12 protein-coding genes are annotated in these 12,823 nt (G+C 59.9%); 5 read left to right on the forward strand and 7 right to left on the reverse strand.

All coding sequences use genetic code 11. From position 1 onward, the window contains the following. Positions 1-79 precede the first annotated feature (79 nt). Positions 80-1,279: a tyrosine-type recombinase/integrase gene (locus AC3YMN_RS15680; RefSeq protein ID WP_489890705.1), complete on the forward strand. Its 1,200-nt coding sequence runs from the start codon at positions 80-82 to the stop codon at positions 1,277-1,279. A 205-nt stretch (positions 1,280-1,484) separates the two neighbouring features. Here AC3YMN_RS15680 and AC3YMN_RS15685 read toward each other — a convergent pair whose 3' ends face one another. The 4 genes from AC3YMN_RS15685 to AC3YMN_RS15700 form a co-directional block, all read right to left on the reverse strand. Next, the gene (locus tag AC3YMN_RS15685) at positions 1,485-1,787 is read right to left on the reverse strand and encodes a hypothetical protein (RefSeq protein WP_489890706.1); all 303 of its coding nucleotides are present in this window, start codon (positions 1,785-1,787) and stop codon (positions 1,485-1,487) included. A 306-nt stretch (positions 1,788-2,093) separates the two neighbouring features. Beyond that, positions 2,094-3,008 carry a hypothetical protein gene (locus AC3YMN_RS15690; protein WP_489890707.1) on the reverse strand — a complete coding sequence of 305 codons (915 nt, stop codon included), beginning with the start codon at positions 3,006-3,008 and terminating at the stop codon, positions 2,094-2,096. 199 nt (positions 3,009-3,207) lie between these two features. Continuing rightward, complete coding sequence (locus tag AC3YMN_RS15695) at positions 3,208-3,894, reverse strand: TauD/TfdA family dioxygenase (RefSeq protein ID WP_489890708.1); 687 nt, start codon at positions 3,892-3,894, stop codon at positions 3,208-3,210. Between the two features lie 9 nt (positions 3,895-3,903). Next, positions 3,904-6,879: a TrlF family AAA-like ATPase gene (locus tag AC3YMN_RS15700; protein ID WP_489890709.1), complete on the reverse strand. Its 2,976-nt coding sequence runs from the start codon at positions 6,877-6,879 to the stop codon at positions 3,904-3,906. Positions 6,880-7,295: 416 nt separating this feature from the next. On the opposite strand from AC3YMN_RS15700, the gene AC3YMN_RS15705 reads away from it, so the two are divergent. The 4 genes from AC3YMN_RS15705 to AC3YMN_RS15720 all read left to right on the forward strand — a co-directional run bounded on the left by AC3YMN_RS15705 (position 7,296) and on the right by AC3YMN_RS15720 (position 9,192). Further along, a complete protein-coding gene (locus AC3YMN_RS15705; RefSeq protein WP_489890710.1) occupies positions 7,296-7,457 on the forward strand; it encodes a hypothetical protein in 162 nt (53 codons plus the stop codon). Positions 7,458-7,777: 320 nt separating this feature from the next. Continuing rightward, positions 7,778-7,900 carry a hypothetical protein gene (locus AC3YMN_RS15710; protein WP_489890711.1) on the forward strand — a complete coding sequence of 41 codons (123 nt, stop codon included), beginning with the start codon at positions 7,778-7,780 and terminating at the stop codon, positions 7,898-7,900. 198 nt (positions 7,901-8,098) lie between these two features. Continuing rightward, positions 8,099-8,503, forward strand: a complete 405-nt coding sequence (locus AC3YMN_RS15715) for a hypothetical protein (protein ID WP_489890712.1) — start codon at positions 8,099-8,101, stop codon at positions 8,501-8,503. Continuing rightward, the gene (locus tag AC3YMN_RS15720) at positions 8,500-9,192 is read left to right on the forward strand and encodes a sensor histidine kinase (protein WP_489890713.1); all 693 of its coding nucleotides are present in this window, start codon (positions 8,500-8,502) and stop codon (positions 9,190-9,192) included. The genes AC3YMN_RS15715 and AC3YMN_RS15720 overlap by 4 nt, the downstream gene beginning before the upstream one ends. Positions 9,193-9,920: 728 nt before the next feature. On the opposite strand, the gene AC3YMN_RS15725 is transcribed toward AC3YMN_RS15720, so the two are convergent. From AC3YMN_RS15725 to AC3YMN_RS15735, 3 genes are all read right to left on the reverse strand, one after another. After that, positions 9,921-10,139 (reverse strand): hypothetical protein, encoded by a 219-nt coding sequence (locus AC3YMN_RS15725; protein WP_489890714.1) that lies wholly within the window; start codon positions 10,137-10,139, stop codon positions 9,921-9,923. 416 nt (positions 10,140-10,555) lie between these two features. Next, a complete protein-coding gene (locus tag AC3YMN_RS15730) occupies positions 10,556-11,254 on the reverse strand; it encodes a DUF2306 domain-containing protein (RefSeq protein ID WP_489890715.1) in 699 nt (232 codons plus the stop codon). A gap of 371 nt (positions 11,255-11,625) precedes the next feature. After that, positions 11,626-12,552 (reverse strand): MipA/OmpV family protein, encoded by a 927-nt coding sequence (locus tag AC3YMN_RS15735; protein ID WP_489890716.1) that lies wholly within the window; start codon positions 12,550-12,552, stop codon positions 11,626-11,628. Positions 12,553-12,823: the final 271 nt, after the last annotated feature.

The following is a 12,823-nucleotide window of genomic DNA, read 5'->3' on the forward strand; positions in this document are numbered from 1 at the left end:
AATAAGGTCCGATGACAGCCAGTAGTTTTTGCGGTATTTTTGACGGTATCGGCGCACCTGTCGCAAAGCTAATACCGTCATGCCCCTTACCGACACCCAGATTCGCAATGTTAAGGCGGGTGAAAGACCACGCAAGCTGCCGGATAGTGAGGGCCTATACCTTTATGTAAGCGCTACCGGCAGCAAGTCATGGCGGCTCGACTATCGATTTGCTGACAAGAGGAAGACTATTACGTTCGGCGCATACCCACTGGTGACACTTGCTCAAGCTAGGGGAAAACGGGACGAAGCAAAGAGGATGCTTGCTGAGCACATCGATCCCTCGCTTGCAAAAAGGCGGGCGCAGCTAGATTCAAAGGCGGCAGCAGGCAACACCTTTGGCGTCCTCGCTGAAGAGTACATCGACAAGATGCGCCGTGATCAACGAGCTGAGGCGACCGTCACGAAGAACCAGTGGATGCTGCAAACCTTAGCTTCCAAATTGGCCGCCTTTCCTATCACCCAAGTTGCGCCCAAAGACGTTCTGGCGGTTCTTACCAACATTGAGCGAAGCGGCCGAGTGGAAAGCGCGCTTGCTACGCGTGCGGCCATAGGTAGAGTTTTCCGCTATGCAATCGCCACTGCGCGCGCCGAAACTGACCCCACGTCTGCACTTCGTGGTGCTTTGCAACGGCACGTGCCGACGAGTCATGCCGCGCTGACCAGCCACGCTGAACTTGGTGGGCTCATGCGCGCTATCTACGGATATGAAGGTTGGCCGTCCCTTGTCGCCGCACTGAAGATACAGGCTCTTTGTTTCGCTCGTCCGGGTGAGACGCGAACCATGGAGTGGTCAGAGCTCGATCTCGACAAGGCCATTTGGACGATCCCGGCCGCAAAAGCCAAAATGCGTCGAGAGCATCACGTTCCGCTTTCCACGCAAGCTGTCGGGGTCATCGCGCAAATGCGCGAGATAGCCGGTACTCAGCAGCAGGTCTTTCCTTCCATGATGTCTGGCAAGAAGGTGCTGTCAGAAAACTCCATGAACTCCGCGCTCAGGCGCATGGGAGTGGGCAGTGATGAGCACACCGCACATGGGTTTAGAGCGTCGGCCAGTACGATTCTAAACGGGTCGGGACAATTTAGCCCCGATGCTATCGAGGCGCAGCTGGCCCACCTTGACTCGAGAGAGGTCAGAAGGATCTACAATCGATCCACCTACTGGGATGAGCGTGTACGGATGATGCAATGGTGGGCTGACCTGCTCGATGGACAGCGCCTAACCGCCTCCGCCAGCTGATGGTTCTCCTTTGTCAGCTGACACCTTTCTCACGGCTAATCGTCCATCTAGATCAGCGGACGGCGGTTCGCGTTAGTGGGCCGTAGGCACGCGTTGTCCGACAGGTGACTGACGGGTTGGATTTGCTTGGCCGGCGACAGCGCTGCCGTTGAGGGAAGGCGCACACCATGCGCCTTCCCTGTGCTGCTGCGCTACACTTTCAAACTTAGCGCCATGAGAATGCTAAGCCGCTACCCTCGCCCAAGCGCTCGAAGGCTTTCTGCGGCAAGGTCATATTGACTTTCACTTTGTACCGGCGTTCGAGCTCGGGCAGGTGAATGCCTGTTGTGGTTTTCTCGGCGGTGAGATGCCTGTCAGCGTCGAGCATATGCAACACGCACAGCGACCACTCATCATTGCTGAACAGCCCTTGCATTAGGTGCATCACCTCGTTCGCGGCATCATCGATCTCCCCGTCCATGTCACGAGTCCAGCCATAAAGATCCGACGGCGTAGTAATCTTCCACATCATCTTAGTCCTTGGGTATATCGCTCCACTGGCGACACCCCCCTTTACCGATCGCCGAAAGCGCCAAGTATGGATCTTGGGAGAGTTTAGTCGGACGACTAAAAAGCGGTTGACCAGCTTGGAGATCGGACTGGCCGTTTGATAGATGACGAGGCTCTCATAGGGGCAAAGTGGCGGTCCCCTTCAGCCATTCAACATTCTCCATATGCCGATTGCTCTGAGCCTGCCCTGCGCGTCGCGCCGGTAAAGGGTATGTGCATCAAGGAGAATGCTTATGAACAAGATCGAACTGCTTGGGCTGCTGCTTTAAAAACCTGCGGGACGACCGAGATCCTGATGAAGAGGATCTGAGCTTCGCACTGTGTCGTGAGACATCAAAAATTTTCGACCTCTCCGGATGCACTGCGCTCGCTCGGGGCTCCGGACGACCCGGAAATGCGATATCATGACGGGCTGCATGCGAAGGTCCCCGTCCGTGGCGGCCCGGTTTGAGTCATTGCCGTAGTCCGGCTCGTATTCCATTTCCCGCTCTTGCTGGTCCTCATGGATGTAGCTGAGGCCGGAGGCATCGATTTCGTTGCTTCCCATGAGCGTTAGGTCGCATGTCGGGCAGCGGAATTCCTCACCGAGGAACTCGCGGTCGACGACCTCCCAGATCGCGTATTCGTCGCGGTCCTCGCTGATGTCCTCGCCGGACTGCTCGCCGGTCATGAAAGCGCGACATTTGCAGGCTGGGCAGCTCTCGACCCAGATCTCGTCGTAGCGACCCTTGAAAAGTCCTACCTGTTGCTGCGGCTCGCGCAGTTCGGCCTCGGCGGCCAAGCGCTCCCGCTCGGGCTTCTTTAGCCCCTCGAAGTGCTCTTTGGCGGCTTCGACGCGGAGTTTGACAGCAGCTTCAACGGCGTTGGCGGCCTCGTCGAGCAATTGGCGGGGCGCCTTCGCATCGGCCGCACCGAGCCATTGCTCCAAGGACGATCCCATCTGGTGGAGGATCGTGTCGCAGGCATGCCAGTATCGCGCCTCCCAGGCGTCGAGGCGCATGGTCCGGAACGGAAGGTCGGCCGAGTGCAGCTCTGCGTTTCGGCGCTCGGCGATGTCCTGACAGAATTTCTGGACCGTCTTGTCGAACCGTGGGACGAGGTGCGCGAGCCGCTCGAACAGGGTCTTCGCCGTGATCGTCTTGACGTCTGTGGTGACGTTCACACCGGCGGCCACGAACATCGACTGCCAATGCGTCGGATCTACCACGAGACTCGGGTGCTTGCGGGCAAGCGCAGCCTTGCCTAGCAGCTCGAGAGCGAGCGATGCCCAGAGCTGATACTCGTCGAGATCGCTGCCGCCTTTCCGCGCGAGGGCACGGGCGATTTAGACCTTCGACTTGGCATGCAACGCGTCGCCGTCGATGGCGATGAAGACGTTCTCAGGCATCGATGAGGATCCTCGCAAGGCGTCGGCCGGACCCGTGGTCCGACGGGCTGCGCCCATGCAGGACGCGCCAGTTGTCGATGATGATGATGTCGCCTTGGCGCCAATGATGGGCGTCGAATGGAGCTGCTGCGACCCGGTCATCGATGAGCTGCATGGCTCTTCGGCCGCGATCGTCCATGGCTTCAAGGCAACCAGGATCGTACCGCAAGAACGCTCCGCCGGGGGCCAGGATGGTCGAGTAGAAGGATCGCCGACCGGTGCGAACGAGGACGGGTGTCTCTTCAAGAAGAGCAAGCTCGTCCTGAGAAAAGCCTAGCGTCCGCCAATCGAGAAGCATCGTCGCCGCGGCCGGTGATCCCGGGTCGACGCACCCGAGAAGGAGGTAGCGGCACGGTCTTGGGCGATGGCTGAGTTCGGTGTGGAAGGGCAAAGCGCTCACGCCGTAGAGCGCGCTCAGGGATCGTGGATGCGCATCCGCGGCGGCAAGCGGCTCAACGACCTCTTCGAGCAAACCAGCGCGGCCAGGGACCCGGGTGCCAAGGTGCTCGCCAAGCTCGACCAGCGCGCGGACGATGTCGTCGGGATTTGAGCCCGCGCTGCTGTGTAACGACCAGCCACGCTCGTAAAGCCGGCCAGCAGGCTGTTCGGCATCGATCGCGACGGATTTAGGTGAAAGCATATCGCGGTCCTATCGATCGAGCCGCACGCGAAGTCGGCGGGCTCTCTCGCGGAATGCGGCTTCGCCACCTTCGAGGATGTGGCAGACGGCCTTGCGGATTGCAGCGTTTTCGAGCCCGCCCGCCACATAGCTGATCGGCGGCAGACCGCCTAAGGGATGCGGTCCTGCTTCAGCGACGATGATCTGATCCGCGTCGGTGTTGATCACTAGGTTCGCGTTGTGGGTGACCATGATCACCTGGCGCTTCGCCTTCGCGGCAATGAAGAGCGCGACCAACTCGTCGAAGACGGACTTCGGATCGAGATTCTCTTCGGGCTGGTCGATGATCAGCGGTCGGTCGTCGGAATCGTCAAGCGCCAGATAGAGCAGCAGCAGCACGATGCCGCGCGTACCGGGCGAGAGCTTGCGGATGTCGACGCCGTCATAGGCGATCTCGTATTGGACAGTGATATGGTCGGTGCCGAAAAGCCAGTGCGCGAACTGCTTCGACCAAGCCCGAAATTCGGCCTGCTGCGTCGGCACGTAAGGTGCATGGGACAGCAGATCTCGCAGGTATTTTGTCATGAAGGCCGTCATAACGGCCTGGACCTCGGCAGCCGATCCGGTCTCCCACGCCGACTTGAGCGCCTCGGTGGCCGCGGCGATTAGCGAACCGCGCCCATAGAAGGGGCCGGTCTTGCGTCGATCGAGAAGCTCTTCTTCCGCGAAGGCGCCCCAAGCCTGGACGTCGGCGATCCGGCGGACTGAGAAGCTGAGTTTCTTCAGCGTCCCCGAGGAGGCAGCAAGGCGCGCCATAAGGGGCGCATAAAGCCCCGCGAGCGCATCTTGCTCACTAATGATCGCCTCGAATACGCGGCCGTAAGTGTCGTCCCGCTCGCTCTGCAGATCCTTGCGTCGCGTCGCGGCTCCCTCCGCATCTGTGAGGCGGGTTTGCAACGTCTGTAGCGCGGAGTTCTCCTGCGCGATGCGGTTGGTGAGTGCCGTGTATTGATCGCGCACCAGCTTGTCAGCACTGAACAACGCCTCCAGCCGCGTCATCTCGGCAGCGATTGGCGCCAGCGGGAGGTTCGAGATTTCGGCGGTATCGGCGATCAGCGCGACATTGGGGTCGCCGGGCGGCGGCGGGACGCCTTGGAGCTTGCGGATCTCGCCATCCGCCCAGCTCACATAGGCTACAAGGCTCTTGTCGACGTCGCCCTTGTAGGTCAGCAGGAATTCGTCCCACTGGGCAGCATTGAGACCGCTATTGGTGTGACGCGCCTGCGCCTGCCGCAGCATCTCCGGCGAGCCGGTTGCCCGCATGGAACGGACCTCGTCCTGCAGGGCGACGAAGGTTCGGCGCTGGTTCCCGAAATTCTGGATGGCGCTGCGGAGCTTTTGAGCGGCTTCGCTGAGCTGCGTATGCCGGGCGACTTGGGCTTCGGTGCCCCTGACGACTAGCCTGGCGCGATCGGAGGTATAGTCGGCGATCAGCTTCCTCTTCTCCTCGACCTGCTTGGTCAGCGAGGCGACGAGGCTCTCCTTCTCGAACTCCGTGGCGATGCGATCCGAGATGTCCGCGATCGCGTGGGCCTCACGCTCGCGCGCTTGCTGAAAGCGCGAGGTCTGCTGCTCGCGCAGCTCGGCGAAGTCGAGTGCCCATTCACGATCGTCGGGCGAATGCGATTCGTAGATCACCCGCTCGATCTCGTCGACCAGGCCGTCCGAGACACCTTTGGCCGAGCAAAGCTCCTCGACGAACTGCTGGGACAGATACCTGGCGCGCGGAAAGGACATATGGCCGTTGGCGTCGCTACCATCGAGCGCGCGAGTGACGGTCGCGCCGCCTCCCCAGGTCAGGGTCGTCGTCGCGTCGCCGATCAGCCGGCGCGCACGTGCCAGGAACGATGGGCTGATGTTTTCATCGGCGTCCCATCCGGTGGGGGTGATCGCATCGCAGCCTGCGGCGATGACGTCGGCGAGCGCGGTCTTTCCTGAGCCCCGTGCGCCGACGATGGCGACAAGGCCCGGGTTAAGCGGGATGTCCGGTGTGGTTGCCCAATCGGCGTCGTCGATCCTGACATGCGAGATGACCTGAGACGGCATTGCCGAGCGCGGCGGCTGCTCGCCGACATAGGCGCGACCTTCAGGATCTATGCAGGCTTGCCGGAGAGCGTCGAACTCCAGCGCGCCCTTGATCCATGAAAAGCGGTTATCGACGGGCTGACCCACGGATTTCTGGTCATGGGAGTCGCTGCCATGCAGGCAGGGCTTGCACCCGTCATATCGATCGCGCAGTTCCTCGATCGTCACGCCGCGCTGGCCGATCCAGAACTCGCGCTGCGCTTGGCTGCTTGAAAAGATGATATGCGCGAACTTCTCGATCTCCTGCCGCACCGTGGCGTCGGCGGCTTGCCGGACGCCGGACGCGCCGTCTCCGGTCGCGCCGGCGACCGCGATGAGGATGTTCTTGGTCGCCCATTCGCTTTCGCCGATGACCTTGCGCAGTTGATCGAAGTTGACCTTGAACTGCGTCGCTCCGTGCCGGAGGGCCGCGCCGTCGTCGGTGATCGACTGGTCGGCGCGCTTTCCGAGCTTGATCAGCTCCTCACGGGTACAATCGAAGCGGTCGTTGAACGCATGGAATTGCAGGCGCTTGAGGATACGCTTCACCTCTGAGAGGTGATCGGGATCTTCTGGGCTGACGAGAAGGTGGACGTTTACGAAGCCCGACTTCGCCGCCACATCTAGGCGCAACTCAACGTTAGGGAAGACCAGCTTCACGCCGGGCAAGCGGCCGGAAGCCTTGTGCGTGAGGAACTCCTCGTAGGTGTCTGTGACGTAATAGTCGGTGACAGCAACCGCCTCGACCTTCGGCGTCAGCCCTTCGAGCGAGCTAAGATAGGCGCCCCAAGGGTCAACCGCCCCGAACTGGTTGTTGAGGATGGTGCCAGGGGCGTGAATATGCGGCTCCCAACGATGCCACTCCGAACCGCGACTGATCATACGCCCCCCTCGTACCCCTTACTAAGGGAATACCTGCCACATGGGCGCCCGGCGAGTCGAGAATAGCGTGCTGAACGTAAGTATTACCTTCGGCGCAAGCCTGCGTGGATCGTGACCAGCAGTGCCCTTTTGTGCTTTTCGCAGGTTTTGTCACGCGTGGCCCTCCGCGTCGGCTTCGGTACAGTCACGGGTTACGGAAGGTCTGCTTTCTCGCTCAAGCTTCCCGAAGCAGCTAGTCTTCTCGACGGCCCCTGAGAGTATTGTCCTTCCACGTTTCTCTCTCTCCGCCAATCACGGCCGATGAGAACTCACACGGGCCATTCGCAATTCGATGATGCCAGCAGCGAGCGCGCAGCTTGGAGTGCTGGAAACATTCCTGGAAATCCTGCCGCCGGCGGATCGTGTACGCCTATACGATGCGAACCGATGGTATCGCCATCTCTTCATCGCTGGTTGTGGTGGAGTTCGTCGCCAGCCCGGCCGGGACAACCATGACCTTCACCGAGCGGGCCGTTTCGGTCATTCAGCCGATGGTGATATCCGGCAAGCCGGCACCGGCTTTGGTTTCGTCCGGCTAAAGCGGGCCATGCCTGAGGATAGTTTGGTGCATGATTGATGCATGGTCGCTGTAGCACGCGCCGATTTCTGTCGGCTTCAGCCTGTGACTTGATTGGCTCAAATGGCTGAACGGGGTCGTTGACCGAACGTCGGCTTTCTCAGTTTCTCGGCCAGAACCGGACAGTCAGCAGACGGCCCCCTTTCTGCCGCTTGGTTGAGCTTCCACTTATGTCTCTTTGGGGGTGGGAAGCTGCTGTCTGTTCTTGGGTGAAAGGCTACCGAAGCGGACGCATCTGCGCTTATCTCCCTGAAAAGGCCGGAACGGGAACGGAGTCCGCTCTTGTTCGAAGACCTGTCCGGCTATCGCGGCGGCCACATACCGCGTGATCACCTCGCCTGCTTTGTAGTAGATCAGCTGATAAACGACACTTGGCTGCACCGTTCGCAGTTGATCGCCCAGTGACTGCAACAGCGTCTCACCTCTGGGAAACAGTTTCAACTGTGGCAGTGGGCTAGTCATGATGCTGAAGTCCGTGCAGCGTTAGCACCCAAACGCCCTCCGGAAAGAATTTCACGGATAATGCGAAAGTGGAAATCACGCAATCTGGATGCAATGCTCGAGCGAGATGATGGGGATGTTAAAAACAGAAAGGAACATCCTATGCACACCAAGTTCATCACTGCCGCTGCAGCAATCTTCCTGGCCACTGCTTCCGCAAATGCAGCAGAATCCCTTCTCTCCGACCGCGAGGTTCATGGAAGGACTGTCCTGGATCTTACTTCGACGTTGCACAGCCGTGGGATCGATGCGGAGCACGTCGAAGCGTGGGGCGACTCCATTCGTGTCGACGCGATCAAGGACAATGGCGAGCGCTACGTCGTCATGCTCGATAAGGACACCCTTCGCCCGGTCAGCAACTCGCCCAAGCGGTCAGCCGTAGAACATACGAGCCCGGTCGCCGGTTTCAAATGGTCCCCAATCCCGGCGGCGACCGCTGAAAACTGCAAACCCCTTTGCACCAGGTTCGCTGGATTGAGCTCAGGGGAAAGGTCAGTGGCGCCTTGATCAAGACCGCGCCCATCATCACCGGGGTCTTGCTCGATATCACCGCCCGTCGCGAAGCCGACGAGCATCGAAAGCTGCTATCAAGCGAAGCCAGACACCGGGCAAAAAACTTTTTCGCGCTCGCACAAGCAGTTGTCGCTCAGTCGATAAGAACAGCCGTTTCCCTGCAGGATGCTCAGGCTCGCTCCATGGGTAGACTGCAAGCCTTGGCCAGCGCTCAGGATCTTATTCCCGACGTCGGTTGGCGTTGCGCGGATCTGGCTGACGTCGTCGAGAAAAGCGTCTTGCCGTTTCAGTCGGACAACATCCATACGGCCGGCCCTCACGTCTTGCTCAGCCCCAAAGTTGTTTCAACTCTGTCGCTGGCCCTCCATGAGCTTGCGACCAATTCCACCAAATACGGCGCTCTTTCGGCGTCCGGCGGATCGGTCGAGGTGTTCTGGACTATTGAGCAGCAGGATACCCTGATGCTGCGCTTTTGCTGGATCGAAGCCGGTGGCCCGGTGGTGGTCTTTCCAGTCCGAAGTGGATTTGGCTCACGTATACTCGGAGAGCTTGTCCAGCTAGAGCTACGAGCGACAACGAGGATCGACTTCCGTCCCAGCGGCGTAATCTACGAGATCGTGGCGCCAGTCGCGAGCTTGTGCATGGAGCCAGAGTCCGGGCAGTTGCCGAGAACCGGCGGTTAGGGCCGCTTTGAAGGCGGGCACTCGGGCTTGCACGAGCCGGATGCCTGCCGTTTTCAAGTGGCCACTGCCCACGTCCGACCGCGAGCAGAGCTGTTGGCGGCGACCTGACCGGGCAACGTAGTGGCTGTCCAAGCGCCAAACTGCCCTTCTTCCGGGCTCGACTTGGATGCACCTCGTGCACAAGCTTGATCCGACAGTCGTGCCAATCTGTTCCCATTTGATGGCTTCAGCTCAGCCGCGCGCCCGAAAAGCCTAAGTGGCGTTGGACCAAGGCGGCCGAAACCGCCTTGGCGGCCTGCCTAGCCGGCATCAGCCGGCTCGAGGATTGCCGCATCGTCGAGCGGCCGCAATGAGCTTTCCTCGACCAGCACCACATAGTGATTGCCGTTGACATATACGCGATCGACACGGATCGCATGGTGGTCGTCCTGGCGTGTGCTGTTCTCGATGCACTGCTCGGCCAGGCGCTCCGGGAAGATAAGATAGGATCTTCTTTCAGGACTTCGCCCCCCGCCAGGTTGTCACCAGCCAAAGCAACTGAGGACGTGGCCGGCGCCAGGAGCAGAGCAAGCACGACCGTGATCGGGCACATCTTGGAACTCGGTTGTACCGACATGACCAGCAGCTTGGCGCCACGGCCTATGAGCCGTGCTGCGCTGCCTGCCTGTGATTGGCCCAGGCGACGGAATGCGGGAGGTTGGCGCTCGGATTTGGCCCAGGGCAGCAACTCACTCATGGGCAACCCCGGCGCGGGCTGTTGCGTGATCGCGAAGCTTGTCGATGATTGCAGCGCCGGGCGTGCCGAGCGCCTCGGCGTCGCGGCGGGGCGACCGGAGGACATCGGTGGTGCGCGGCAGGGCGGACGATGCAGATGCCGCCTCGCCGTTCACGCGCTCCGCAGCGTGGTTCGCAGCAGCGGTGGAAAAGCGGGTTCCGATTGGGTGCACGGCATCGTCTCTGAGCGCCGGTCCCCAGTCCGGTGCACGATCCACCTCGATGCCCATTTCGCTAAGATCGGGAAGTAGGCTGGGGGCCGCCTGGTCTGCAACTCCTCTATCTAGGGTCTTAGATTCAACAGCGAATGGTGCTGGTGGCGGGGCCAGAAGAATGGCAAGGGTCAGTAAGTAGCGTGGTTGCATGGCGTGTTCCTTTGTTGAACATAGCCAAATTGTTCCGGCTGTATTGCGCCCACGTTGCAAGATAAGAATTTCTTAATCTCGATTCATGGCAACGAGCACTGTAAATTCGGAAGCACGATCCCCTGTCGACCTGCCACGAAGACTGCAGAGTTACAGTCCTGTAGATACACGAAGGCCCCGGATGCTATACTCCAGGGCCAACGCAACTACAGGTCGCTGTTCGGTCAAGCCGCCGAGCTCCTCTGGAATTTTTTCCCGATTTGCGGGCAGCGCAGATACAGCTCAGCGGCGATCAGATTGGGTACCCAGCACAACCAGGAGATGGCTTGGTAGGTGGTTGCATTGCCGAAGTCCAACACCTCGGTCGGGATGATATAGAGACGCAGTGTCACCGCGGACAAAGTCACCGCGACAGAACGAATGATCCAGCGCCGGTGGCCGGCATAGTCACCCTTTATGGCCAGAGCGATGCCCATCCCGGTTGTGCTCAGCCAGGCAACGGCCAACAATCCAAAACCCCAAACCGCGTAAATGCCTGCATCCGTCCCCGCGGCCAACCAGAGGCCGCTAAGACCTGCGAACAAGATCGTGATGCCATAGGCCCGACCCACCAGGCGATGGATCATGGGGCGCGATTTCCGAAGGCTCTGCCAGAGCTGAAAAGGAACCAGGATGAGGGCAACCGGCGCCAGGATAATGTGCGTGTACAAGGCAATAGGACGCAGCTCGGCGTGATATTGAACCTGCTCCATGGTGACGGCGACCCCGCCAAGCACCCAGCGCCAGGACGCGACGGCGATCCCGACTGTCAGCAGCCAGAATATGGTCTGCCGGGCGACAGTGCCGCTCGTTGACAGAAGACTTTTGTTCGTACGCCGCTTCTTAGACGTGTCAGGCATGCTCGAATGTACGAGGTCACGCATCTGGTGTCCTTTCCATGCCGAAGGATGCAGGATTGAAGAGCCAGCCCTCATGGGGGGATTGCTCTTGTGCCTACGACCTCGGGGAAGAGGACGTCGCCTCTTCAATTGGCTTAGACTGGGCCATCCACATTGCCACTACATTGCATGTTCCGGCCGTGCGCAGACGGTTTCGACACAGTGATCAAGCGTCCGCCACCCACGGCCGCAAGCGTCAGGTCGCCCGCCGCCAGTCGGCTCCTCGTCAACCGCGCAAAGGAGTCGCTCACATGGGAGGTTGAGACTAACCAATACGCTCACCAGCCCTTTTTTAACTCGGCTACCATCTCGTCGGAACAAGGGGGGGTGATCCCGAGCCGCTCGGTTCTTTTTTGCTAGTAGGCGATACCGAACTTGCGCGAAATGCCAAGTCCGACGGTGAATTGTCCATCATTGTCGGCTATCGAGATCGGAGACGACGCAGCGCCGCCGGTCAGTTGCGAATAGGAACCGCTCAGGTTGAGGAAGGTGTCCGCAACAAATTCGTATCGCGCGGAAAGATCCACGCTGAAGGACTTCATTCCGGCGGATGGGTCATGCGCCGCATAGCGACCCCCGGTGAGAGCCGATTCCGGCGCCGACACGCCGAAATAAGCATCCATGTAGTTCTCGTTGGCAAAATTGGCTGAAATTCCCCCGGTGATCTCAAGCTGGGGTGTGAGCTCGGCGGCAAGTTCCGCACCGACCGAGCCAAGAAGGCCATGACTTCCGCCAAACCCGTACAGCAGTTCCCCATAAACGCCGGCGACGAGCTGTTCGGTCACCTGAACATCGTAGCCAATCTGGGCGCCCACAGCGTATGTAGCTTCAACGTCGTTTAACCCCGTGAGCTCGCTATGGTCGGCGCTTTTGCGGGCGCCAGTTATATCGATCGCTGGCGAGAAGGAAAAGCCTGCTTGATCGTCCCCGCCGATATCGATGATGCCAGGAATGAGCAGTCGGTCTACACCGAAGATCGGGCTGATGCCCCACTCATAGTTGGATGCGCCCTCGTAAGCCGGGGCAAATTCGCCCCCAGCGCCCAATTCGAACTCGAATATGAACTTGGCATCGGCAACCGGCGCGACGAGTTGCGCCTCCGCGGCGCCGAACGTATCGAAATCAGCCGCCACGGTATGATTGGCTGTTGTCGCAAGCATCAAGGTCGTCAAGAGTGCCAAGCTGCGCAATGTCGGGTTCCTTTTTGAGGTGATGCAGGAATTGCTGAAGTGCGAATATCTGCGTTCGACCGTGAAAAGCGCTGGATCACGTTGCAGGAACATTACAAAGACCCACGATGCTTGGCGACAAGGAGCTGAGCGTAGCAAGCACTGCGTTGGCCCGACCACGTTCTAGGCTTACACTGTTGAGATGCCTGCCATCGCGGGCGCATGTGGCAAGACAAAGCGCTCTACCCGCAGAATCCGCAACATTACGGCAATGTCCGCGACGCAAGCCATACAGGAACACAGGAGGCGGGCCGTGCGGATTTTGCTGGTTGAGGACGAACCCGATATGGCGGCCAATATCGCTCAGGCTCTTGGCCGCCAGGAC

This window comes from Devosia sp. Z11_6 (assembly GCF_058133665.1).